20 protein-coding genes are annotated in these 21,046 nt (G+C 58.8%); 9 read left to right on the top strand and 11 right to left on the bottom strand.

Going from position 1 to position 21,046, the window contains the following annotated elements; genetic code table 11:
* Positions 1–83: 83 nt before the first annotated feature.
* A complete protein-coding gene (locus tag GR183_RS03710) occupies positions 84–1,070 on the top strand; it encodes a Gfo/Idh/MocA family protein (protein WP_160774269.1) in 987 nt (328 codons plus the stop codon).
* A 41-nt stretch (positions 1,071–1,111) separates the two neighbouring features.
* A complete protein-coding gene (locus tag GR183_RS03705) occupies positions 1,112–1,930 on the top strand; it encodes an SDR family oxidoreductase (protein ID WP_160774268.1) in 819 nt (272 codons plus the stop codon).
* A 45-nt stretch (positions 1,931–1,975) separates the two neighbouring features.
* Here the strand turns inward: GR183_RS03705 and GR183_RS03700 are convergent, their stop codons facing one another.
* Positions 1,976–2,938 carry an aldo/keto reductase gene (locus tag GR183_RS03700; RefSeq protein WP_160774267.1) on the bottom strand — a complete coding sequence of 321 codons (963 nt, stop codon included), beginning with the start codon at positions 2,936–2,938 and terminating at the stop codon, positions 1,976–1,978.
* A 33-nt stretch (positions 2,939–2,971) separates the two neighbouring features.
* On the bottom strand, positions 2,972–3,802 hold the full coding sequence (locus tag GR183_RS03695) for an SDR family NAD(P)-dependent oxidoreductase (protein ID WP_160774266.1): 831 nt from the start codon (positions 3,800–3,802) through the stop codon (positions 2,972–2,974).
* A 280-nt stretch (positions 3,803–4,082) separates the two neighbouring features.
* On the opposite strand from GR183_RS03695, the gene GR183_RS03690 reads away from it, so the two are divergent.
* The 4 genes from GR183_RS03690 (at position 4,083) to GR183_RS03675 (ending at position 8,016) form a co-directional block, all read left to right on the top strand.
* On the top strand, positions 4,083–4,823 hold the full coding sequence (locus GR183_RS03690; RefSeq protein ID WP_160774265.1) for an ATP-binding cassette domain-containing protein: 741 nt from the start codon (positions 4,083–4,085) through the stop codon (positions 4,821–4,823).
* Positions 4,820–5,836: an ABC transporter permease gene (locus tag GR183_RS03685; RefSeq protein WP_160774264.1), complete on the top strand. Its 1,017-nt coding sequence runs from the start codon at positions 4,820–4,822 to the stop codon at positions 5,834–5,836. The genes GR183_RS03690 and GR183_RS03685 overlap by 4 nt, the downstream gene beginning before the upstream one ends.
* A 46-nt stretch (positions 5,837–5,882) precedes the next feature.
* Positions 5,883–6,875 (top strand): sugar-binding protein, encoded by a 993-nt coding sequence (locus GR183_RS03680; RefSeq protein WP_160774263.1) that lies wholly within the window; start codon positions 5,883–5,885, stop codon positions 6,873–6,875.
* Positions 6,876–6,936: 61 nt separating this feature from the next.
* A complete protein-coding gene (locus tag GR183_RS03675; RefSeq protein ID WP_160774262.1) occupies positions 6,937–8,016 on the top strand; it encodes a Gfo/Idh/MocA family protein in 1,080 nt (359 codons plus the stop codon).
* 20 nt (positions 8,017–8,036) lie between these two features.
* On the opposite strand, the gene iolG is transcribed toward GR183_RS03675, so the two are convergent.
* The 5 genes from iolG to GR183_RS03650 are packed head-to-tail and all read right to left on the bottom strand — an operon-like array spanning position 8,037 to position 13,422.
* Complete coding sequence (gene iolG / locus GR183_RS03670) at positions 8,037–9,050, bottom strand: inositol 2-dehydrogenase (RefSeq protein WP_160774261.1); 1,014 nt, start codon at positions 9,048–9,050, stop codon at positions 8,037–8,039.
* A 48-nt stretch (positions 9,051–9,098) separates the two neighbouring features.
* Positions 9,099–10,217, bottom strand: a complete 1,119-nt coding sequence (locus GR183_RS03665) for a Gfo/Idh/MocA family protein (protein WP_160774260.1) — start codon at positions 10,215–10,217, stop codon at positions 9,099–9,101.
* A complete protein-coding gene (locus GR183_RS03660) occupies positions 10,210–11,172 on the bottom strand; it encodes a hydroxyacid dehydrogenase (RefSeq protein ID WP_160774259.1) in 963 nt (320 codons plus the stop codon). The genes GR183_RS03665 and GR183_RS03660 overlap by 8 nt, the downstream gene beginning before the upstream one ends.
* On the bottom strand, positions 11,172–11,978 hold the full coding sequence (locus GR183_RS03655) for an HpcH/HpaI aldolase family protein (protein WP_160774258.1): 807 nt from the start codon (positions 11,976–11,978) through the stop codon (positions 11,172–11,174). Before GR183_RS03655 ends, GR183_RS03660 begins: the two co-directional genes overlap by 1 nt.
* A 7-nt stretch (positions 11,979–11,985) precedes the next feature.
* A complete protein-coding gene (locus GR183_RS03650) occupies positions 11,986–13,422 on the bottom strand; it encodes an NAD-dependent succinate-semialdehyde dehydrogenase (protein WP_160774257.1) in 1,437 nt (478 codons plus the stop codon).
* Positions 13,423–13,679: 257 nt separating this feature from the next.
* Between GR183_RS03650 and iolD the strand changes: the two genes are divergently transcribed.
* The 3 genes from iolD (at position 13,680) to GR183_RS03635 (ending at position 17,530) form a co-directional block, all read left to right on the top strand.
* Positions 13,680–15,539: a 3D-(3,5/4)-trihydroxycyclohexane-1,2-dione acylhydrolase (decyclizing) gene (gene iolD / locus GR183_RS03645; RefSeq protein WP_160774256.1), complete on the top strand. Its 1,860-nt coding sequence runs from the start codon at positions 13,680–13,682 to the stop codon at positions 15,537–15,539.
* A 5-nt stretch (positions 15,540–15,544) separates the two neighbouring features.
* Positions 15,545–16,450 (top strand): myo-inosose-2 dehydratase, encoded by a 906-nt coding sequence (iolE, locus tag GR183_RS03640; protein ID WP_160774255.1) that lies wholly within the window; start codon positions 15,545–15,547, stop codon positions 16,448–16,450.
* 210 nt (positions 16,451–16,660) lie between these two features.
* Positions 16,661–17,530, top strand: coding sequence for a MurR/RpiR family transcriptional regulator (locus tag GR183_RS03635; protein ID WP_160774254.1), 870 nt, complete (start codon positions 16,661–16,663; stop codon positions 17,528–17,530).
* Here GR183_RS03635 and rpe read toward each other — a convergent pair.
* Genes rpe through GR183_RS03615 form a run of 4 tightly spaced genes read right to left on the bottom strand, consistent with a single transcriptional unit; the run spans position 17,521 to position 21,030 of the window.
* Complete coding sequence (gene rpe, locus GR183_RS03630) at positions 17,521–18,207, bottom strand: ribulose-phosphate 3-epimerase (protein WP_160774253.1); 687 nt, start codon at positions 18,205–18,207, stop codon at positions 17,521–17,523. The two genes, GR183_RS03635 and rpe, sit on opposite strands and share 10 nt — an antisense overlap.
* A 1-nt stretch (position 18,208) precedes the next feature.
* Entirely contained in the window at positions 18,209–19,135 is a 927-nt protein-coding gene (gene cbbX / locus GR183_RS03625; protein ID WP_160774252.1) for a CbbX protein, read from the bottom strand.
* 19 nt (positions 19,136–19,154) lie between these two features.
* A complete protein-coding gene (locus GR183_RS03620) occupies positions 19,155–19,544 on the bottom strand; it encodes a ribulose bisphosphate carboxylase small subunit (protein WP_160774251.1) in 390 nt (129 codons plus the stop codon).
* 25 nt (positions 19,545–19,569) lie between these two features.
* Entirely contained in the window at positions 19,570–21,030 is a 1,461-nt protein-coding gene (locus GR183_RS03615; RefSeq protein ID WP_160774250.1) for a form I ribulose bisphosphate carboxylase large subunit, read from the bottom strand.
* Positions 21,031–21,046: the final 16 nt, after the last annotated feature.

Genomic DNA, 21,046 nt, shown 5'->3' with positions numbered 1-21,046 from the left:
AACCTCCAGTCCGGAACGTCGAAGTACAGAGCGAGACTGAGGGAACCTCGTGGCTCCCCACGCTAATACGGGAATCCTCGGTAATGACTATTCGAGTGGGAGTTGTGGGTACGGGCGTGATGGGCGCAGATCATGCGCGTCTGTTTGCACGGGAGGTTCGAGGCGCTGTTCTTGGCGGCGTCGCCGATCCCGAGGAAGAAAGAGCGCGGGCGGTCGCCGGCAATGCGAGCGTTTTCACAGATCCTCTGCAACTCATTCGCTCGACAGACGTAGACGCGGTCGTTGTTGCAAGCCCGGACCATACGCATAAGGATACCGTGATGGCATGTCTGGAGGCCGGCAAGCCAGTCCTTTGCGAAAAGCCCCTGGCAATCGACGCGGCCCAGTGCCTCGAAATCGTGCGGAAGGAGCAAGAGCTCGGCAAGAAGATGGTGCAGGTCGGCTTCATGCGCCGGTTCGATCCCTGTTACGCTGAATTGAAATCGACTCTCGCAACAGGCTCGATCGGCATTCCAAGGATCGTGCACAACCAGCACAGGAATGCCCGGGCTCCCGAATGGTTTACAGCGCATATGGCTTTGACAAATTCATTCGTTCACGAGATTGACGTCACGCGCTGGCTTCTGGGCGCCGAATTTGTCCGCGGGCACGTTACGGAAGCGCCAAGCGCCGGAGACATTCCGAAGGGCGACCCACTCATGATTACGCTGGAAACGGATACCGGCGCCATCGTATCTACAGAAGTTTTCATGAATGCGGACTACGGCTACCACGTGCATTGCGAAATCGCAGGGACACGAGGAACTACTTCCATGGCCCATCCGGCATTGACCCGCACAAGGCTTGACCGAGCCGAGCGGGGCGCCTTCCCGGAAAACTGGATCCCCCGTTTTGCCGATGCCTATCGGATTCAGGATCAGTCCTGGATCAACTCTCTGCTCGATGGAACGCACAAAAACGAAGGCGCCACAGCCTGGGACGGATTCGTAGCGACAACAGTCGCGGAGCAACTGGTCACGGCAATCGATATGGGTGCACCGGTCGATCTGACGCTACCCGAGCATCCGTGAGCCATAACGATGAAAATCATACTTCAAATTGGGTGGAAAAAATGAACAGGCTTGATGGAAAAATCGCCATCGTCACGGGCGGGACACAAGGACTTGGGGCGGCTATCGCCCGTCAATTCGCCGCCGCTGGCGCTGCAGGCCTTGTCACCTGCGGCAGAACCAGCGACAAGGGACAGGCCGTCGCGGAAGATATTTCCTCCGCACACGGGATCAGGGTCGAGTTCGTCACGGCCGATCTTGGCCGCGTCGAAGACTGTAGTAACGTGATCGAAACGGCCGACATATTATTTGGCCGGATAGATATTCTCGTCAATGCAGCCGGCATAACCGACCGGGGAAATCTTCTGAACACTTCGCCTGAACTCTTCGACCGTATGTTCGCCGTAAATACCCGCGCCCCCTTCTTCCTGATGCAGGGAGCTGCAAAGGTCATGATCCGCGAAGGGACCGAGGGAGCAATCGTGAATATCGGCTCAACTTCGGAGCGTGCCGGGCAGCCGTTCATCGCGCCCTATTGCGCATCGAAAGGCGCTCTGGCGACGCTTACCCGCAACTCCGGTTACGCGCTCATGCGCAACCGAATCCGCGTCAACCAGCTCGACATTGGCTGGATGGCTTCAGACGGCGAAGACCTCACGCAACGCACCTACCATAAGGCCGACGCGGATTGGCTGGACAAAGCGGCCGCGGCGCAGCCTTTCGGCCGACTTCTCGATCCAGCTGAAGTCGCAAGGGCTGTAGCTTTTCTCGCCTCGAACGACAGCGGCATGATGACCGGAGCCGTCATTCATTTCGACCAGTCCGTCTGGGGTGGTTATGACGCGGCCCCGCCTGTGCCTGCAGAACCGCTATCACCGTAATTCCAAACACTGCCATGACGGCTCGCTGCGCTTTGGCATTTCAGCTCAACCCGGCCGGTATACCCGGTTCGCTTCGGGGTCCTCCATCGAATATGGCAGATCTTTAAGCGCATCCCAAAATTCGGGCGAAATCGCCACTGATGCCCATCTCAGGTTCCGCTCGATACTCTGCGGGCGGGACACACCGACAAGCGTTGACGTAATCCTTGGATCGCGCATTGAAAACTGAAGAGCCGCCGCGCCGGGGGCGACATTCCACCGAGTGCAGATCGCCTCGAATTCCCGGACGGGCGCAAGGCCTTCGTCTTCGGTTTCCTGATAGGCGACCCGGTTTGTCTGCGCACTACCCTTGGCCAGGATACCGCCGGCGAACGGGGCCGCATTGATGATAGCCATTCCCGCCTCATGCGCCCAGGAGAACATCTCGTCGGCGCTTCGGTTCAAAACCGTATAACGATTGTGATTGATGAGCACATCGAAAGGCCAATCCTTCAGAAGCGGAAACATCATATCGATCCTGCCCATGGCGAGTCCAACCGCTCGGGCCAGCCCCTCCTCCTTGATCCTGAAAAGCTCATCCAGGGCACCGCCGCGACGTGTGATTCCATCAAGGTCGGCCGAGTGCTCGGGATCATGCAGATGCAGGATCTGAACACTTTCGAGCGACAATGCTTCAAGGCTTTCCTCGAGTGATCTGCGCGCTCGCGCCGCATCGAACCGCCCGGTTTCCATGTCCCGATCGAGTTTTGTGGAAATCACGAATCCTTCCGGCAGCCCGCCCATTTCCCGAATGACGGCGCCTATCCTTTCCTCACTGCGCCCGAAGCCATAGTTGCGGGAACTGTCGAGCATATTGACAGGGCCGGCAAACACCATTTGAAGCGTCTCGCGTGCCCCCTCCTCCGTGACCTCGTAGCCGTAGGTGTCCGGCATGCTTCCCAGAGCTGAGGTCCCGAAGCTCAGTTCGGTAACTTGAATGCCGGTATTTCCAACATCGCGCCTGATCATGGTCTGGCTCCCACCCGGAAATGCGATCATGGCTCAGCTTTTGAGCCAACCGGCGAAGGCCGCCCCGTAGTCGGGATGCCAACGCGACAGCGGGGGACGGTTTTCCGCGATGTCTCCCGCAGCCCAAAGGATGCGTTTTTCGTCCGTTTCACGATCGACTTCGTTGTCGGGACAAAGGATGTAAAAGTCTTCGCGTTCGAGCGCCCCGAACAGAAAATCCACTGTCTGTTCCGGCGTCCAAGCGCCATCCGGCTTGCCGGTCCGTCCGCGTGCAGTCAAAGGCGTGAAAACGAACCCTGGTATGAAAAGGCGCGCCTCGACCCTGCAAGCGGGCGTGTTGCGCAGTTCATGCTGAAGCGCCTCCGTGAACACCTTTACACCGGCCTTCGATACATTATAGGCGGGATCGCCAGGCGGTGTCGTGATCCCCTGCTTCGAGCCGGTATTTATAATGAGGCCTGGTCGGTTGGCAGCGACCATGTCCGGCGCGAAGATCTGTGCGCTGCGGATGATGCCCCACATGTTGACGTCGATGGTGCGCTGCCAGGTGCCTTCGGCATCGTATATCGAACTGCCGGGCTGCACACCGGCATTGTTCATCAGCACGTCGGGTTGCCCCCACTCAGACTGGACACGCAGCTTGAGCGCCTTCAACTGATCGATATCCGACACATCCGTCGGCACAGCGAGCACACGGTCAACGGCACCCATTTTTTTCTTCGCGGCATCCAGCGTTTCGCCTGGAAGATCCGCAATACAGACCCGAAGACCCAAATCGGCGAACCGGCGTGCCGCCGCAAATCCGATGCCCGATGCGCCGCCCGTGACGACCGCGATATTTCCGCTTCGTATCGCTTCATGCATCGTCTCATTCCTCCCCCTTTTTTTGGCGATTAACTGATCAGGTGAACCCACCTGAACGAGAATTAGGTCATGCGAACAACCGATAGCGTTCAATAGCTCCGGCCTGCTTGCTCATCGGGCCAACGTGGAGGGCCGTTCAGAGGCACGATTGGTGAAAAAATAATTGACAATTACGTCATTTTGCAATGATTATTGCATACAATACCGCTGCGTAACATAAAAACATCGGCGATAAATATTTCCAAGCCAAGCGCCACGACATTCGGGAGGAGGATGCCAAGTGAGCCTGCTTCAACTTGAAGGCGTTACGAAGAGTTTTGGCGCGATCCACGCTCTTCAGGGCATTGATCTGACAATCAGCGAGGGCGAAGCCGTCGGTCTGATGGGCGACAATGGCGCCGGCAAGTCGACATTGATGCGCATTATTGCCGGAAACTTCCTGCCCACGGCGGGCAAGATCCGGATCAATGGCTCGGAAGTACATTTCAACAAACCAGTCGATGCCCGCAACAACGGTATTGAGATCGTCTATCAGGATCTGGCCCTTTGCAACAATCTCACGGCGGCCGCCAACGTGTTTCTTGGCAGGGAGATTCGCAAGAAATTTGGCCCAATCAGCTACCTCGACCACAAGGCGATGTTCGAAAAGGCCGCCGAGCTCTTTCGGGAACTGAAGTCCGAAACCCGGCCACGCGATCTTGTCAAGCAGATGTCCGGTGGCCAGCGCCAGGCCGTGGCGATCGCCCGAACGCGCCTTTCCGATCCGAAGTTAGTACTCATGGACGAACCGACGGCGGCCATATCGGTTCGCCAGGTCGCCGAGGTCCTTAACCTTATCCATCGACTGAAGGATTCCGGCCACGCCGTCATCCTGGTTTCGCACCGCATGCCCGATGTCTTCGAAGTTTGCGACCGCGTTTCGGTCCTGCGCCGCGGCACCAAGGTCGCGGACAAGCAGATCAGCGAAACAAGCCCAGAGGAAGTTACGGGCCTGATAACGGGGGCGATTGAGAACGCATGACCGATACGACGCAAAAATCGCACGCGGAAATCGACGAAAGTATCACCTCTCGTCAGGAAATGTCGGGGCTGCAGGCGGCGCTGAAAACTCAACCATTCTGGGTATTCATCGCGCTTATCGCCATCGGCGTTGTCATGAGTTTCATCTCGGACGTCTTCCTCACCGAGCGCAATTTCTTCAATATTACGAGGAATTTCGCCTTTTTCGGCATCATGGCGCTCGGAATGTCGGCGGTTATCTGCACCGCGGGAATCGATCTTTCCGTCGGGTCCCTCATGGGGCTCGCCGGCATCGTCACAGGCCTTGTTATGCAGGCAGGTTACGGGATCGGATTCGGCTTTATTGCCTGCATGGGCGCAGCGGCCATCGTCGGACTCATCAACGGCATCTTGATCGCCTATGTCAGGATGGCGCCATTCGTCGTTACGCTTGGAATGCTGGCCATGGCCCGATCCATCGCCATGGTCATTTCCAATAACAAGATGATCTACGACTTCGGCCCCGATCAGGAACTCTTCGAATGGATCGGCGGCGAGAGCGTGTTTGGCGTACCCAATCCGGTCTGGGTCCTCATGATCCTGACCGTGGTGTTCTGGTGGGTATGGCGCTATTCGACCTGGGGCCGCTGGGTCATCGCGATCGGCGGCAACGCAGACGCGGCGAAGCTGGCCGGCATACCGGTCGAGCGCGTCATCGTCTCCGTCTATGTGCTTTGTTCTTGTTGCGCGGGTCTTGCCGCCTTCCTGCTGGTCGGCTGGTTCGGCTCCGTGACCAACGCTTTAGGCCTGACCTACGAGCTCAATGTTATCGCGGCAACCGTCATTGGCGGTGCCAACCTTATGGGCGGCGTCGTCTACGCCTTTGGCGCGCCGATCGGCGCCGCACTCATGGAACTCATCCGAAACAGTCTGCTGCTCGCCGGCATCGATGCTCTTTGGCAGCAGTTCTTTGTTGGTCTGTTCCTGATCCTGGCTGTGCTTCTGGAACAGATCCGCAATCGCGGCAGGTCCTGAGGAGAACCCTCCGCGACTACAAACCAGATGGGAGGAGACCATCATCATGAAGAAACTGATGTATGCAGCGATCATGGCAGCGGTAGCGCTACCGCCAGCGGGCGCCCTTGCCGCCGATTACAACTTCGCGCTCGTGCCAAAAGCGATGAACAACCCCTTCTTCGACCTGGCACGCGACGGCTGCTACAAGGCTCAGGAAGAACTCGAAGGCGTGACCTGCAATTATATCGGACCCGGCGAGCATACAGAGCTTGAACAGATCCAGATCGTTCAGGACCTCATCAGCCAGGGTGTCGACGGTATTGCCGTATCGCCGTCTAACGCGCCGGCCATGGGCAAGGCCCTCAAGGCGGCAGTGGAAGCCGGAATCCCGGTAATGACCTGGGATGCCGATCTTCTTGAGGAGGACAAGGGGATCCGCGCCACGTTTGTCGGCACGAAGAATTACGACATCGGCGTGAACCTGGCAAAGATCGCAATGGCGCGGCACCCGGACGGTGGCAAGGTCTGTCTGCAAACGGGCGGTGCTGCGGCTGCGAACCACAACGAACGCCTGAAAGGAATTCGCGATACGCTGTCCGGGAAGGACACGGGCACGCCTCCGGGCGAGCCGCTTAGCGGAGAAAACGGATGGACCGAAGTCGCAGGTTGCCCGCTCATCACGGATGACGACGGCAACAAGGCGATCCAGGGAATGACCGATATCCTTGCGAAGGAAGCCGATCTGACGGCCTTTATTTCCACCGGCGCCTTCACCCAGTGGTTTGACAACGCATATCGCCAGGCGGCAGAACCCTACAAGGACAAGATGGAGTCTGGAGAACTGTCCATTATTGTGGCCGATACGCTTCCCATGCAGATGGCGCAGTTGAAAGACGGCCTGTCGAATGGTCAGGTTGGACAGCGCCCATTTGAAATGGGTTATAGGGCAATGTTCGTGCTGAAGGATCTCGCGGAAGGCAAGTCGGTCGAAGACCCGATTTACACCGGCCTTGACGTCTGCACTCCGGACAATGCCGATAGCTGCCTCGCGCAGTAACCCGCCAATGGAAAGGCAATCGGCCCCCGCCTTTCGGGGGCCGATTCTTTTGGAGTGATTCATGAAGAAGATACGCTATGCCGTTGTCGGCGCTGGCTGGATTTCGCAACAAGCCTTCATGCCGTCCGTCGCACAGACCGGAAATTCCGAATTGACGGCAATTGTTACCGGAAACGCCGAAAACGCTGCCAAACTCGCCGACTTTTATGGCATTGAAAATATCTACTCCTATGATCGTTACGACGAGATGCTGGACGCCGATGTCGTCGATGCCGTCTATATCGCCCTTCCCAATTCGCTGCATGCGGACTACGCGATCCGCGCAGCCAGGGCCGGCAAGCATCTGCTCGTGGAGAAGCCTCTTGCCATAACGGAAGCGGAATGCGAGGCGATGATCGCCGCTGCAGCCGAAGCCGGCGTCTTCCTGATGACAGCATACAGGCTCCACACGGACCCGGGCACAATCGAGGTGCTGGAGCAGATCCGCAACGGCGCGATCGGCGATCCACGCCTCTTCACCTCCGTCTTTTCCTATCAGGCAGACGCAAGCAACCACAGGCTCAAGGCGGAGCACTGGGGCGGACCGCTGCAGGACATCGGCGTCTATTGTCTCAATGCCGCGCGACATGTCTTTGCCGCCGAACCGATCGAAGCTATCGCCATGCAGGGTAGTGGCGAAGATGATATTCGCTTCGGCGAAGTCGAGGAAGCCATAGCGGTCACGCTCCGCTTTCCCGGTGGCCGTTTCGCGCAATTCATCGCAAGCTTCGGAGCGGATACGCTCGACACCTATCGCGTCATCGGTACGAAGGGTGAAATGACTCTCGAACCCGGCTTCCGCTTCGAGACGGATACGAAGCTCCTTATGCGGCAGAACGAAAAAGTGGTTTTCGAGAAGACCTCGCCCCCGGTCGACCATTTCGGCGGACAGACCGCTTATTTCTCGGATTGCATCCTGAACGGCGTCAGACCCGAGCCGGATGGCGAGGAAGGGCTTGCCGACGTTCGTGCAATGCTTGCCATCGAAAGAGCGGCAGCTACCGGTGAGCCTCAGAAGATAGACACGCCGCCCCGACCGGGACATCCCACGCCGGACATGTTGCGTGAAATCCCGAGGACTGACCGCCGTCTGGTATTTTAAGGGCTCACTTTGCAGCGGTGTCAGGACCGCGCGGTTTCGCCGATCCTGACCGCCCTTCCCTCCTCAATCGATGTGAAGGCCGCTTCCGCCAGTATCAACGCCAGTCGCCCATCCTCAAAGCCGACTTCCAGCGGTGCGCCATCTTCGACCACATCGACGAAATGGCCGATTTCAGCTTTGAATGCGTCTTCATAGCGTTCGATGAAGAAATTCAGGAGAGGCGACGCAACATTCGTTGCATGTCTTAGATGCTTCGTCACATGATTCTCGTGACGGTTCTCGGAGATCACCATTCCCTTGCTGCCGAAAAGTTCGACACGCTGATCGTAGCCATAGGCCGCCTCTCTGGAATTGGTGATGATCGCCTGCTTGCCGCTCTTCGTCACAAGGACCGCGACAACCGTGTCGTAGTCGTTGCACTTCTCCATCAACGCGGGGTCGACAAGGCGCGATCCCATGGCGGAGACTGTCTCGACTTCCTCGCCGAGCATGAAGCGTGCCAGGTCGAAATCATGGATCGTCATGTCGCGAAAGATGCCGCCCGACGCTTCGATGTAAGTGTCGGGCGCCATTCCCGGATCGCGCGAGGTGATGACAATCTGGTGCAGTTCACCGATCTCTCCGCTCAACATCGCCTGGCGCGCGGCACGGTGGCCCGGATCGAAGCGGCGCACGAACCCCAGCATGATGGGCAAATCGGTACCGGCGATGCGGCTCTTGCATAATTCCACCCGCTTGAGGTCCAGGTCGATCGGCTTTTCGCAAAGAACCGGCTTGCCGGCCTCGACCGCCGCTTCGATATAGTCGGAATGCGTGCTGGTCGCCGTGGCGATCAGAACGGCATCCACCTCCGGACTTGCGAACACTTCGTCCGCCGACTGGAATACTCTGACGCCATGTACCTTCCCGCAGTTTTCGGCCGCAGTCGAATTTATGTCATAGACCCCGGCCAGTTGCGCACGCGGATGCGCGCACACGTTTGCTGCATGCATGACACCAATCCTGCCGCAGCCAAGTACTGCAATCCTCAGCATGGTTTTCATCCCTAATTAAATGGCACCAACTGTTTTCGAATGCGCACCTCAAACTGTCATCCAGCTTTTTTGCCGTGATGACTCCCAGATCGTTTCGACAAGCGTCTGGATGCGTAGGCCCGCGCGGAAATTGAAGGGTTCCTTCCGCGTGTTCGCGATCGCTTCCACAAAGCGGGCGATCTCGATCGCCTTCAGGTCGTTGAACCCGAGCTGGTGACCGGGTGCGACGCAAAACAACCCATAGGGAGGATGGTCAGGGCCCGCTTCGATGCGCCGAAAACCCTGCCGGCCCAAGGCGTCGTCATTGGAATAGAAATGAAGTTCGTTGAAGCGCTCCTGGCAGAATGCGAGCGCACCTTTCGTCCCGTATATCTCGAATTCGTGCTGCATCTTCCGGCCGGTTGCAATCCAATTACCCTCGATCGAACCCGAGGCACCGTTTTCGAAGCGGATAAATGCACGCCCGACATCGTCGACTTCCACCTTGCGCATGCCGCCATGGCCGTCGGGACGTTCGTCGATCGCGGTAACGCAATCGCCCATCACCGCAGCGATCGGTCCGCAAAGAAACTCGGCCGTGGCCAGCGCATGGCTACCGAGATCGGCCAACGCGCCACCACCGGCCAGGTCGTGTCGGAAGGTGAAAGGCGCGGAGGCATCGGACATGTAATCTTCCGCATGCAGGCCGCGATAGCCGCGGATTTCTCCCAGTTCGCCTGCCTCGATCATTTCGCGTGCCAGAGCCACCATCGGATTGCAGAGATAGTTGAAACCGACCTGCGTTTTCACGCCGGCGCGTTCCGCCGCCTCCGCCATTTCGCGTGCGTCACGACCAAGCGGTGCCAAGGGCTTTTCGCAGTAGACATGCTTTCCCGCCGCAATTGCCGAAAGCGCCATTTCCTTGTGAAGGGCGTTCGGCGCCGTAATGCTGACGATATCGATTTCAGGATCGTCCACGATCGTCCGCCAATCCGGCGTTGACCTGGCGAAGCCGAACCTGCTTGCAGCACCTTGAGCCGCTACCGTCGAAATATCTGCCACGGTACGCAGGATAAAATTGAAAGGCAGTTCGAACACGCGTTCGGCGGATACATAGCCGAAGACATGCGCCTTGCCCATGAAACCGGTCCCTATCAAGCCAATGCCGAGACTGGGCTTGTCAGGCATTCTGCAGCACTCCATTGACGACCAGTTCCGGATCGAGCCGGCCTGCGAAAAAGTCGATGACATTGCGGACCGAATGAAGGGCCAGACGCTCGCCACCTTCACGCGTCAACCCGCCGATATGCGGCGACAGCACGACATTGTCCATCTTCAGCAAGGGATTTTCAGGCGCCGGCGGTTCGTCATCGAATACATCCAGGCCCGCCGCGCGAAGCTTTCCCTCCTGCAACGCCGCGATCAGAGCATCTTCGTCGACAATCCCTCCCCGCGCCGTGTTCACCAGGACGGCGGCGGGTTTCATGACGGCCAGTTCCTTCCGGCCAATCAACGGGCGATCAGGTCTGGGAACGTTGACCGAGACCACATCCGCCCAAGCCAAGCCGTCATGCAGCGTTTCCGCTGGCGCGACCTCCCCCTCCGGCCACCCTTTCGCGGCAAGGTATGGATCAAATGCGCGGACCGTCATCTCGAATGCAGAGGCGAGCGCGCCTACGCGGCGCCCTATTCGGCCGTAACCTACGATGAGCAGGTTCTTGCCGGAGAGTTCTCCGGCTTCAAGGCCATTGCGCCAGGACCAATTGTGATCCCGCACTGCTCTGTCGGATCGAATGGCAAGTTTGGTTGCCGCGAGCATCATCATCAGCGAATGTTCGGCAACCGAGATCGAGTTGACGTCGCCCACTACGACCAGCGGAATACCTCGTCGCGCAAGAGCCTTTCCGTCAACAGCGTCGTATCCAACACCATGGCGCGACACGACCTTCAGACGTTTGGCCATTGCTATGGTCGGCGCGGTCATGGGCTGCGTGCGAATTACCAGCGCATCCGCATTGTGGATTAAAGGCGCGTAGCTTTCCTCGGTAACGCCATCGACCGTTTCAAAAGTCAAATCAGGCGTTTCCTCCAATAGCCTAATACCGGAGGCGTGGATTTTTCCCACGACGAGAACATGAGGCATCAGTAGCCCCCCTTCTCGTTTCTCTCGGCCGCAGCGCCCGTAAGCTCGCGAAACCTTGCGACGGAAGCACCGGCCGCAGCCGCCAGAAGACGCGCGTCTCCGGAAACCGTCGTCATATTGAAGCCCCAGCCAATCGCCTTCGCGGCATAATCGGGCGTCCCGCAATGTAACGCGGCATAGATGCCCTTGGCCTTGCACACTTCCGCGATACGCCGGATCGCGGCGAGCATTTCCTCCTCCTCCCGGTCGAAACCGGGCGGCAACCGCCCTTCGGTCAAGCCGAGGGTGAGATCGGCGGGCCCCACGTAAATTCCGTCAAGGCCGGGAGTTGCGGCGATTTCCTCAAGATATTCCATTCCTTGCGCGGTCTCGATCATGGCAAAAGCCAGAACCGCATCATTTGCCTGAACGCCATATCCTTTCATGGCAAAGCCCGCGCGCGTCGGGCCGAAGCTCCTTTGCCCGAGCGGGGGATATCGCATGTAGCTGACGAACTCGGCCGCCTGTTCGGGGGTATTTACCATCGGACAGATGATCCCCATGGCGCCGGCATCCAGCGCCTTCATAATGCTCGCGGGATCAAGCCAGGGAACGCGCGCCATTAGCACCGCGCCGGATGCTCGCATCGCCTGAAACATCGGCAGAGCCGCAGAGTAATCCAGCGCTCCGTGCTGGATATCTATCGATATCGAGTCATAGCCTTGCGCCGCCATGATTTCGGCGGTGAAAGGATTGCCGATGGAACACCAGCCATTGATCGTCGGCTGTCCGTCGGCCCATTTTTGCTTGAGCGGGTTCGTAAGCATACAGACCTCAAAACACGTTCTGGGAAAGTTTTACGTCAAGATAGTCGCCGATACCCTCGGCACCGCCCTCCCGGCCCATGCCTGAGAATTTGGTTCCGCCAAAAGGCGCTTCGCAAGCCGCAAGCGCGAAGCTGTTGATCCCGACCATGCCGGACTTGAGCTCCTCCACCGTGCGCCGCGCCCGAGCGGGCGAACCGGTGAAGGCATATGCCGCCAGTCCCATATCGGTGGCGTTCGCGCGTTCTATCGCCTCGTCATCAGAAGAGAACGGAGCGATGGCGGCGATCGGCCCGAAATTTTCTTCCGCCATGGCCTTCATGTCGTCGGTCACATCTATCAGCACGGTCGGCTCGAAGAAGTGCCCGGAATTGAACTCGGCGGGGCGCTGGCCTCCCGTCGCGATTTTTGCGCCGGCATTTACAGCGCTCTCCACAGTCGCCTCGATTTCCTTGAGCCGCCCCGCATTAATCAGAGGTCCCATGCCGACACTTTCGTCCAACCCATCGCCCAGCTTTATTTTCCCTGCCCTTTTCACAAAGCCTTCGACGAAGGCATCGTGCCGGCTTTCATGGACGTAGAAGCGGTCGGGCGTAACGCAAACCTGACCGCAATTAGCGAATTTTGTGGGAACGCAGACATCAAGCGCAGCTTCGAGGTCCGCATCATCGTAGATAATGCAAGGAGCATTGCCGCCAAGCTCCATCGACACCTTCTTCATGGTGTCCGCGGCATCGCGGATCATCTGCTGTCCGACACGCGTCGAGCCGGTGAGCGAAACCTTGCGCACCGCCTTGGAAGCCATGATCGGCGCGTAGGTGTTGCCCGTCGGACCGACGACGAGATTGACTGTTCCGTCAGGCAGTCCGCCGGCACGAATGCAGTCGACCATCACCATGGCCGTGCCGGGCGTCTGGCCAGAGGGGCGAACGACAACCGCACAGCCTGCAGCAAGTGCGGGCGCAACCTTGCGCGCGATAAGGGCGGCGGGAAAATTCCACGCCGTGAAGGCCGCCACTATGCCCACAGGCTCGAGGTGGATCTCGAAACGGCCTCCCGGCACTCGACTTTCGACAATGCGCCCGTAAATACGGCGTGCTTCTTCCGCATACCAGCGAAACTGGTCGACCGAAAGGCCCCACTCGCGCTGTGCTTGCGCCAAGGGCTTGCCCGTCTCCGAGGAAATCATCCGCGCCGCTTCTTCGGCTCGGGCGATCATCTCGTCGGCAATCCGGTGAAGCGCATCGGCCCGCGTGAAAGCCGAGGTTCTACGCCAGGCGGCAAAGCCATTCTCCGCCGCCGCCAGCGCGGCTTCGGTATCTTCCATGGCGGCTTGCGGGGCGGCGCCAAGCGGTTGTTCCGTCACCGGGCTGAAAACGCTGGCGGACGCCCCGCCTGCGGCCTGGCGCCAGGTTCCATTGATGAACAATCCGAATTTCTCAAACATGGCTCACCCGGCAGCGTGTTTCTCAGGACAATTGCGCGCGTGGCTGACCTCGATCGTTTTCGGCAAGACGTTTGCCTGCCAAATGCCGAAAAACACGCGGCTTGAAAGTCGCCTTGCCTATTCCACGCAAATGCCATTCGGCACTTGCGATTAGGATCATCCTCCCGCGCCGATGACAATTTTTGTTGCAAACAATATCAATTGTCAATAAACATTTCATGCGGTAAATATTTCATGATTACGCAGGGAGGAGCTTCATGCCGCAGGCGACCATCCGTCTGACCATGGCCCAGGCCTTGGTCAAATACCTGTGCAGCCAGTTCACCGAGATCGATGGCAAGCGCGTCCCGCTCTTCGCGGGCGTCTTCGGAATTTTCGGGCACGGCAACGTCACCTGTCTGTCTGAAGCTCTCGAAGCCGTGCAGGACCGCCTGCCCACGTGGCGCGGCCAGAACGAGCAATCGATGACGCTTGCCGCCATCGGGTTTGCCAAGGCAAAACGCCGCCGCCAGATCATGGTGGCGACCTCCTCCATCGGCCCCGGTGCCCTGAACATGGTGACCGCCGCAGGCACCGCCCATGCCAACCGCCTGCCGGTGCTAATTCTGGCCGGAGACACATTCGCCAATCGCGTGCCCGACCCGGTGTTGCAGCAGGTGGAGCATTTCGGCAATCCGACCACGACGGTGAACGACGCCTTCAAGGCGGTGTCGCGCTATTGGGACAGGATCACCCTGCCCGAGCAGATCATCTCTTCGCTGCCGCAAGCCGTCGCCACGATGCTCGACCCGGCAGACTGCGGCCCCGCTTTCATCGGCCTTTGCCAGGACACCCAAGAAGTGGCCTTCGACTACCCGGAGGCCTTCTTCGAACCGAGAGTCTGGACCATTGCGCGCCCGCGCCCTGACCGGCAACGCGTCGCGCAAGCGGTTGAGTTATTGAAGAGCGCAAAGAAGCCGCTGATCATCTCAGGCGGCGGCGTTCGCTACTCAGGCGCCGAGGAGACCCTTGCGAAATTCGCCGTCGACCGGGGAATTCCCATCGTCGAAACCATCGCCGGCAAAGGCTCGCTTACCCATTATCATCCGGCCCACGCGGGTCCGATCGGGATCATCGGCTCGACTTCGGCGAACGCGCTTGCCGGCGATGCCGATATCATCCTTGCCGTCGGCACGCGCCTGCAGGATTTCACGACAGGTTCGTGGACGGCATTCAGCCCTGATGCGAAATTCATCTCGATCAATGCTGCGCGCTTCGACGCCACCAAGCATCTGGCACTTTCGGTCGTTGGCGATGCGCTGGAGACGATCCTCGAAATCGATGAGGCTCTCTCCGACTGGAAGGCCTCGCCCTCCCGAATGGAGCAAGCGCAATCGCTCTTCAAAGAGTGGAATCATCTCCTCGACCAGCACCAGTTGCCCACCAACGCACCCGTGCCGACCTATGCGCAGGTCGTGAGCGTCGTGAACAAGGCCGCAGGCGAGAACGACAACCTCATCGCCGCCGCCGGCGGAATTCCAGGTGAGGTCGCCAAAGGATGGCGGGTCAAGAGCCCGAATACTTTCGATCTGGAGTTCGGGTTTTCCTGCATGGGATACGAGATCGCCGCCGGCTGGGGAAACGCCATGGCGAACGAAGGCAAGAGCACGCCGATCGTCATGCTGGGTGACGGCACCTACATGATGATGAATTCGGATATCTATTCATCCGTCCTGACCGGCAAGAAAATGATCGTGGTGGTCTGTGACAACGGCGGTTTCGCGGTCATCAACCGCTTGCAGGAGTTCAAGGGCACGCCCGGTTTCAACAACCTGCTGAAGGATTGCCGGATCGAGCATCGCGAAAATCCGATGCATGTAGACTTCGCCAAACACGCGGAGGCGATGGGCGCATACGGCCGTCATTGCGAGAGCCTTGCCGATCTTGAATCCGCCATGGAGTGGGCGAAAGGCAACGACAAGACCACCGTTCTTTCCATCGCGACGGATGCATTCGCCTGGGTGCCGGGCGACGCGGATTGGGATGTGGGTGTGCCAGAAGTTTCCGAACGCGAAACCGTCAGGGCCGCGCGGGCGCATCAGCAGGAGATTCGCGGGAAACAGCGCGTTGGAGTTTGACGGTCATGCTTAAGGCAAAGCTGGGCATCGCCCCCATCGCATGGTGGAATGACGATCTTGAAGAGCTTTCCGACGACGTGAGCCTCGAGGAATGCCTTCGCCAGGCGTCCGAAGCGGGATTTACCGGCATGGAAACGGGCCGCCGCTTCCCGATGAACATGCAGGAGCTCGGGCCCATATTGAAGAAATACGGCATGTCGGTGTGCGGCGGATGGTTTTCAGGCCTGCTTCTCGTTGGAGATATCGAGCGGGAGAAGGAGCGTATTCGCGAGCAGATGGACTTTTTCATCGCCGCGAATGCGCCCTGCATCGTCTACGGCGAGACCGCGCGCTCCATTCAAGGCGATCGAACCAAGCCGCTTGCGACGAAACCCAAGCTCTCCGAAAAGGAGATGGAGGAGTACGGCCGCAAGATGACCGAGTTCGCGGAATGGTGTGCCGATGAAGGCATGCCCATCGCCTATCATCACCATATGGCCGCGGTGATCGAAACCGAACCGGAACTCGACGACTTCATGTCGAAAACCGGCGAAGCGGTAAAACTGCTCTATGACGCCGGGCATATGGCCATGGCCGGCGGCGATGTCATTCGCGTCATCAACCATCACCACAGGCGGATCAGTCACGTCCACACCAAGGATGTACGGATAAACGTGGTGAACGGCCTGGACCGCACGAAGGAGAGCTTTCTCGACGCTGTCGTCAAGGGCGCCTTCACCGTGCCGGGCGATGGCGATCTCGATTTTGGCCGGATCGTCCATCGGCTGGCGTCTTTCGGTTATCAGGGCTGGTTCGTCGTTGAGGCCGAACAGGATCCGAAGGTAAGCCCGCCGCTCGAAATGGCCAAAATCGGCCACAAGGAACTGCTGCGCGTCATGTCCGCCGCAGAGTACACGGTCGTTTCCGGCTGATTACCGGTGAGTTCAGATCGGACCTGAACCGCTTGAACCGTTTCCTCCTGACTTGATGTGCGACTGACCTCAGTCACATTTTTTTGCCAATTCAAGACGGAATGAACTCCTGCCCTGCGGCGTCAGATCCCATTCATTCTCCCCTGCGGCAGCTTGCGTGCGACGCTGGATTCAGCGCATTATGCAATAAAAATTGCAAGGCACAGGTCAATGGAAACCGTCACCCCGCCGAAAGATTACGAAGAGCTTATCCGCATCATCCATGAGAGATACGAGGGGATGAGCAAATCCTATCAGCGGATCGCCGAATACCTGACCCAGAACCCCAATGATGTGGCCGTCATGTCCGTGAATGCCATTGCGGACTTGCGCGGTATTCACGCTTCGAGTTTCGTCCGCTTTGCCCAATCGCTTGGCTACAAGGGGTTCAAGGAACTTCAAGGGGTATTTCAACGCCGCCTGTCGACCGCCGCTCCCGGCTTCGAGGCGCGCATCAAGGCGCTGGAGACGGACCTCGTAAAATCGGATCAGGCGGGGCCCGGCAGTTTTCTGCAAGATCTCGTCGTGCGTGACATTGCCTCGCTTCAGGATCTTCTCAACAACGTTAGCGGTGCGGAGATCCAGCGTGCGGCCGCAATGATGGAGAAAGCGAAAACCATTTATCTCGTCGGGCAGTTGCGCTCGGCCCCGATCGTGATGCTCTTGCAGTACGTCCTTACGATGCTTGGAAAGCCGAATATCCTTCTGAACGAAGGCGGCGGCCTGGCAACCCACAGGGCTAAACTTGCGAGTACCAAGGATTTGCTGATCGCGGTATCGTTCCGCTTCTACGCAAACGAAGTCGTAAACATCATGGAAGATACCGCGAGCCGAAGCGTGCCGATCCTGGCGATTTCCGATTCCACGCTTTCACCACTCGCGAAAAATGCGGATCTGTTGTTTTCCGTTCCGGAGTATGAATACACCTTCTCGCGTTCCCTCGCCGCGCCGATGTGCCTTGCACAGGCACTGGCCGTCGCTCTGGCGGCACGCCTGCAAAAGGAGAAAGCACCGCGCATTCCAACGGTTACTCAGCCATAGTTCTGTATTCGCGCACCGTCGGCCGCCTTTCGAATAGCGGAAATGTTTTCCGCATATGCAGCCTGCGTCCCGCCCTTGAAGACGGCGGAACCTGCGACCATCACATTGGCACCGGCAGATGCGACCAGCGGCACGGTTTCACGTGTGATCCCGCCGTCGACCTCGATGTCGATCGCGCGCTCGCCCACCATCGCCTTGATACGCCGAATCTTTTCGACCACCGCCGGGATGAAGGCCTGACCGCCGAAACCGGGATTGACCGTCATGAGCAGAACCAGGTCGAGCCGGTCGAGCACGTATTCAATCAGGTTTTCCGGCGTTGAGGGGTTGAGTGAGACGCCGGCCTTCTTTCCAAGATCGCGAATAGCCTGCAACGTGCGGTCGAGGTGGGTCGTCGCCTCGGCATGAACCGTAATGATGTCCGCACCCGCATCGGCAAATGACTTGAGGTACGGATCGACAGGCTCGATCATCAAGTGACAGTCAAACACCTTGTCGGTGTGCCGGCGCATCGCCTTCACCACCTGGGGGCCGAAGGTGATGTTTGGCACGAAATGTCCGTCCATCACGTCGAGGTGGATCCAATCGGCGCCCGCACGCACAACAGCCTCCACTTCTTCGCCAAGCCTTGCGAAATCGGCGGAAAGCATCGATGGAGCTATGATCGTTCCGCTCATGTCAGCAGCCTTTCGAACTGTCGGGAACACCCATCGTGAAGACGCGACTAACGCTGATGTCTTCTGCACGGATCGTCGAAAGATCCTCTGCGGTAACGGGACCTTTTGAGGTGGAAAAGATACGGTTCGCCTGCCTCAACCGCGCCCGGTCGAGCGCGTTTCTGATGGATCGGGCATTGGCGAAATGCGGCTGCACACGCCGCAGTTCGATGTAATTCGCCATGACATCGCGAGCTTGCGGATCGAGGTGGTAGTTCTGCGCTTCGAGCATCGTCTCGGCGATGTTCAACAGCTCATCGTCGCCATAGTCCGGAAAGTCGATGTGGTGCGCAATGCGCGAACGGAAACCCGGATTGCTCTCAAAGAACTTGTCCATACGGTCGGCGTAGCCGGCGAGGATCACGACCAGATCCTCACGGTTGTTTTCCATGACCTGCAAAAGGATCTCTATCGCCTCCTGGCCGTAGTCCCGCTCGTTGTCGGGCCGATAGAGGTAGTAGGCCTCATCGATGAAGAGCACGCCCCCCATCGCCTTCTTTAGAACTTCCTTCGTTTTCGGCGCGGTATGGCCGATGTACTGGCCGACGAGATCATCTCGGGTAACGGAAACGAGATGGCCTTTGCGGATATAGCCGAGGCGATGCAGGATGTTCGCCATGCGCATCGCAACCGTCGTCTTTCCCGTGCCCGGATTGCCCGTGAAGCTCATGTGAAGCGTCGGCGTTTCATGGGTGAGCCCCATCGTTTGCCGCGCCCGCTCCACGATGAGAAGCGCCGCAATTTCGCGGATACGCTGTTTGACGGGCTTCAGACCGACGAGTTCGCGGTCAAGCTCGTCAAGAACTTCCGCCACGCCGGACGCGCGGTATTCCTCCGCCAGATCAACCGTCTGCGGAGGATCGTCGTGCTTTTCAGCCGCCTGCGTCATCCCGTTTCCCTTTGCCTGCTCAACGTACCGCGCGCCAGCCATACCTTTGCGACCTGCCAGCCGCATCGAACCGGGTCATGTCGATCTTCGGTTCGATTTTGGGGCGGTTGACGATGAATGACATGCGCACCGTCTCCCAACCGCGCGTGGAATCGAAAGCATTGATGCGGATATAGGCGTCCGCATTAGCCTTGCGGCATTCGTCGAGTTCCATCATCACGCCCCTGGCGTCGCGAAGGTCGAACATCGGGTTGCCCCACATTTCCCAATAGGTATTCCGGGGGTGCGGATCATCGGTGTATTCGATACCGATCGCCCAGTCGCGTTCGAGGCAATATTCGACCTGCGCCGAAATCTGCTCGTCCGTCAGGTCCGGCAGGAAGGAAAAGCATCCTTGGGTGATACGCATTTTTGTCTCCTTGCTTGACCGGAAATCAGGACACAGCCGCCGTCGGCACGAAGTCCGAGGTGTCGGTCGAGGTATAGTCGAAGGTGATGTTGCCCCAGACATCGAGGGCGGCTTCCAGCGGCTTGCACCATTTGGCGGCGGCGCGCAGGATCTCCGGACCTTCGTTGACGATATCCCGGCCCTCGTTGCGGGCAAGCACCATGGCTTCGAGGGCGACGCGGTTCGCGGTAGCACCCGCCTGGATGCCCATCGGATGGCCGATTGTGCCACCGCCGAACTGAAGCACCACGTCGTCTCCGAACAAATGCAGAAGCTGGTGCATCTGGCCGGCATGGATGCCGCCCGAAGCAACCGGCATGACCTTCAAAAGGTCGGCCCAGTCCTGCTCGAAGAAGATGCCGCGTGGCAGATCCACCTCGTTCTTCGTTTCTCGAAGCACGTTGTAGTAGCCCTGCACAGTCAGCGGATCGCCTTCCAGTTTGCCGACGGCGGTGCCCGCATGCAGATGGTCGACACCGGCAAGGCGCAGCCATTTTGCTATCACGCGAAAGGAAACGCCATGGTTCTTCTGGCGCGTGTAGGTGCCGTGGCCAGCCCGGTGCATATGCAGGATCATGTCGTTTTGCCGACACCACTCGGAGACCGACTGGATCGCCGTCCAGCCGACAATGAGATCGACCATGACAATGATGGAGCCGAGTTCCTTGGCGAATTCGGCGCGCTTGTACATCTCCTCCATCGTTCCGGCGGTAATGTTGAGATAGTGCCCCTTTATCTCGCCGGTTTCCGCAGCGGCGCGGTTCACTGCTTCCATGCAGTAGAGGAACCTGTCGCGCCAATGCATGAAGGGCTGCGAGTTGATATTCTCATCATCCTTCATGAAGTCGAGGCCGCCCTTCAGCCCCTCGTAGACGACGCGGCCGTAGTTCTTGCCGGAAAGGCCAAGTTTCGGCTTCGTCGTAGCACCCAGAAGCGGCTTGCCGAATTTGTCGAGGCGTTCACGCTCTACCACCATTCCGGTCGGCGGGCCCTTGAAGGTCTTCACGTAGGAAGCCGGGAACCGCATGTCCTCGAGGCGCGCCGCCTTCAACGGCTTGAACGAGAAGACGTTGCCGATGATCGATGCCGTCAGGTTCGCGATGGACCCTGGCTCGAAAAGGATATTGTCATAAGCGACATAGCAGAAGTACTGGCCTTCTTGCCCCGGCACCGGCTCCACCCGATAGGCCTTGGCGCGATATTGGTCGGCCGCCGTCAGACGATCCGTCCAGACAACCGTCCAGGTGGCAGTGGAGCTTTCGCCGGCAACGGCCGCCGCCGCCTCGACCGGATCGACACCTTCCTGCGGTGTAATGCGGAAGAGCGCGATGACGTCCGTGTCCTTCGGCTCGTAGTCACCGTCCCAGTAGCCCATCTGGGCGTACTTCAGAACACCCGCCTTGTAGCGTTCCTTGCCCCGGATCTCGGTTTTCGCGTCCTTGTTCATGGAATTACCCTCTCTT

Source organism: Stappia sediminis (assembly GCF_009826895.1).
Taxonomy (GTDB): domain Bacteria; phylum Pseudomonadota; class Alphaproteobacteria; order Rhizobiales; family Stappiaceae; genus Hongsoonwoonella; species Hongsoonwoonella sediminis.
Note: the sequence above shows the minus strand (reverse complement) of the source record. Positions and strands in the feature narration are given on the sequence as shown.

Excerpts from the sequence above, each read along its gene's own strand:
- GR183_RS03710 (WP_160774269.1), top strand. The coding sequence starts at position 84 with ATGACTATTCGAGTGGGAGTTGTGGGTACGGGCGTGATGGGCGCAGAT.
- GR183_RS03705 (WP_160774268.1), top strand. The coding sequence starts at position 1,112 with ATGAACAGGCTTGATGGAAAAATCGCCATCGTCACGGGCGGGACACAA.
- GR183_RS03700 (WP_160774267.1), bottom strand. The coding sequence starts at position 2,938 with ATGATCAGGCGCGATGTTGGAAATACCGGCATTCAAGTTACCGAACTG.
- GR183_RS03695 (WP_160774266.1), bottom strand. The coding sequence starts at position 3,802 with ATGCATGAAGCGATACGAAGCGGAAATATCGCGGTCGTCACGGGCGGC.
- GR183_RS03685 (WP_160774264.1), top strand. The coding sequence starts at position 4,820 with ATGACCGATACGACGCAAAAATCGCACGCGGAAATCGACGAAAGTATC.
- GR183_RS03680 (WP_160774263.1), top strand. The coding sequence starts at position 5,883 with ATGAAGAAACTGATGTATGCAGCGATCATGGCAGCGGTAGCGCTACCG.
- GR183_RS03675 (WP_160774262.1), top strand. The coding sequence starts at position 6,937 with ATGAAGAAGATACGCTATGCCGTTGTCGGCGCTGGCTGGATTTCGCAA.
- iolG (WP_160774261.1), bottom strand. The coding sequence starts at position 9,050 with ATGCTGAGGATTGCAGTACTTGGCTGCGGCAGGATTGGTGTCATGCAT.
- GR183_RS03665 (WP_160774260.1), bottom strand. The coding sequence starts at position 10,217 with ATGCCTGACAAGCCCAGTCTCGGCATTGGCTTGATAGGGACCGGTTTC.
- GR183_RS03660 (WP_160774259.1), bottom strand. The coding sequence starts at position 11,172 with ATGCCTCATGTTCTCGTCGTGGGAAAAATCCACGCCTCCGGTATTAGG.
- GR183_RS03655 (WP_160774258.1), bottom strand. The coding sequence starts at position 11,978 with ATGCTTACGAACCCGCTCAAGCAAAAATGGGCCGACGGACAGCCGACG.
- GR183_RS03650 (WP_160774257.1), bottom strand. The coding sequence starts at position 13,422 with ATGTTTGAGAAATTCGGATTGTTCATCAATGGAACCTGGCGCCAGGCC.
- iolD (WP_160774256.1), top strand. The coding sequence starts at position 13,680 with ATGCCGCAGGCGACCATCCGTCTGACCATGGCCCAGGCCTTGGTCAAA.
- iolE (WP_160774255.1), top strand. The coding sequence starts at position 15,545 with ATGCTTAAGGCAAAGCTGGGCATCGCCCCCATCGCATGGTGGAATGAC.
- GR183_RS03635 (WP_160774254.1), top strand. The coding sequence starts at position 16,661 with ATGGAAACCGTCACCCCGCCGAAAGATTACGAAGAGCTTATCCGCATC.
- rpe (WP_160774253.1), bottom strand. The coding sequence starts at position 18,207 with ATGAGCGGAACGATCATAGCTCCATCGATGCTTTCCGCCGATTTCGCA.
- cbbX (WP_160774252.1), bottom strand. The coding sequence starts at position 19,135 with ATGACGCAGGCGGCTGAAAAGCACGACGATCCTCCGCAGACGGTTGAT.
- GR183_RS03620 (WP_160774251.1), bottom strand. The coding sequence starts at position 19,544 with ATGCGTATCACCCAAGGATGCTTTTCCTTCCTGCCGGACCTGACGGAC.
- GR183_RS03615 (WP_160774250.1), bottom strand. The coding sequence starts at position 21,030 with ATGAACAAGGACGCGAAAACCGAGATCCGGGGCAAGGAACGCTACAAG.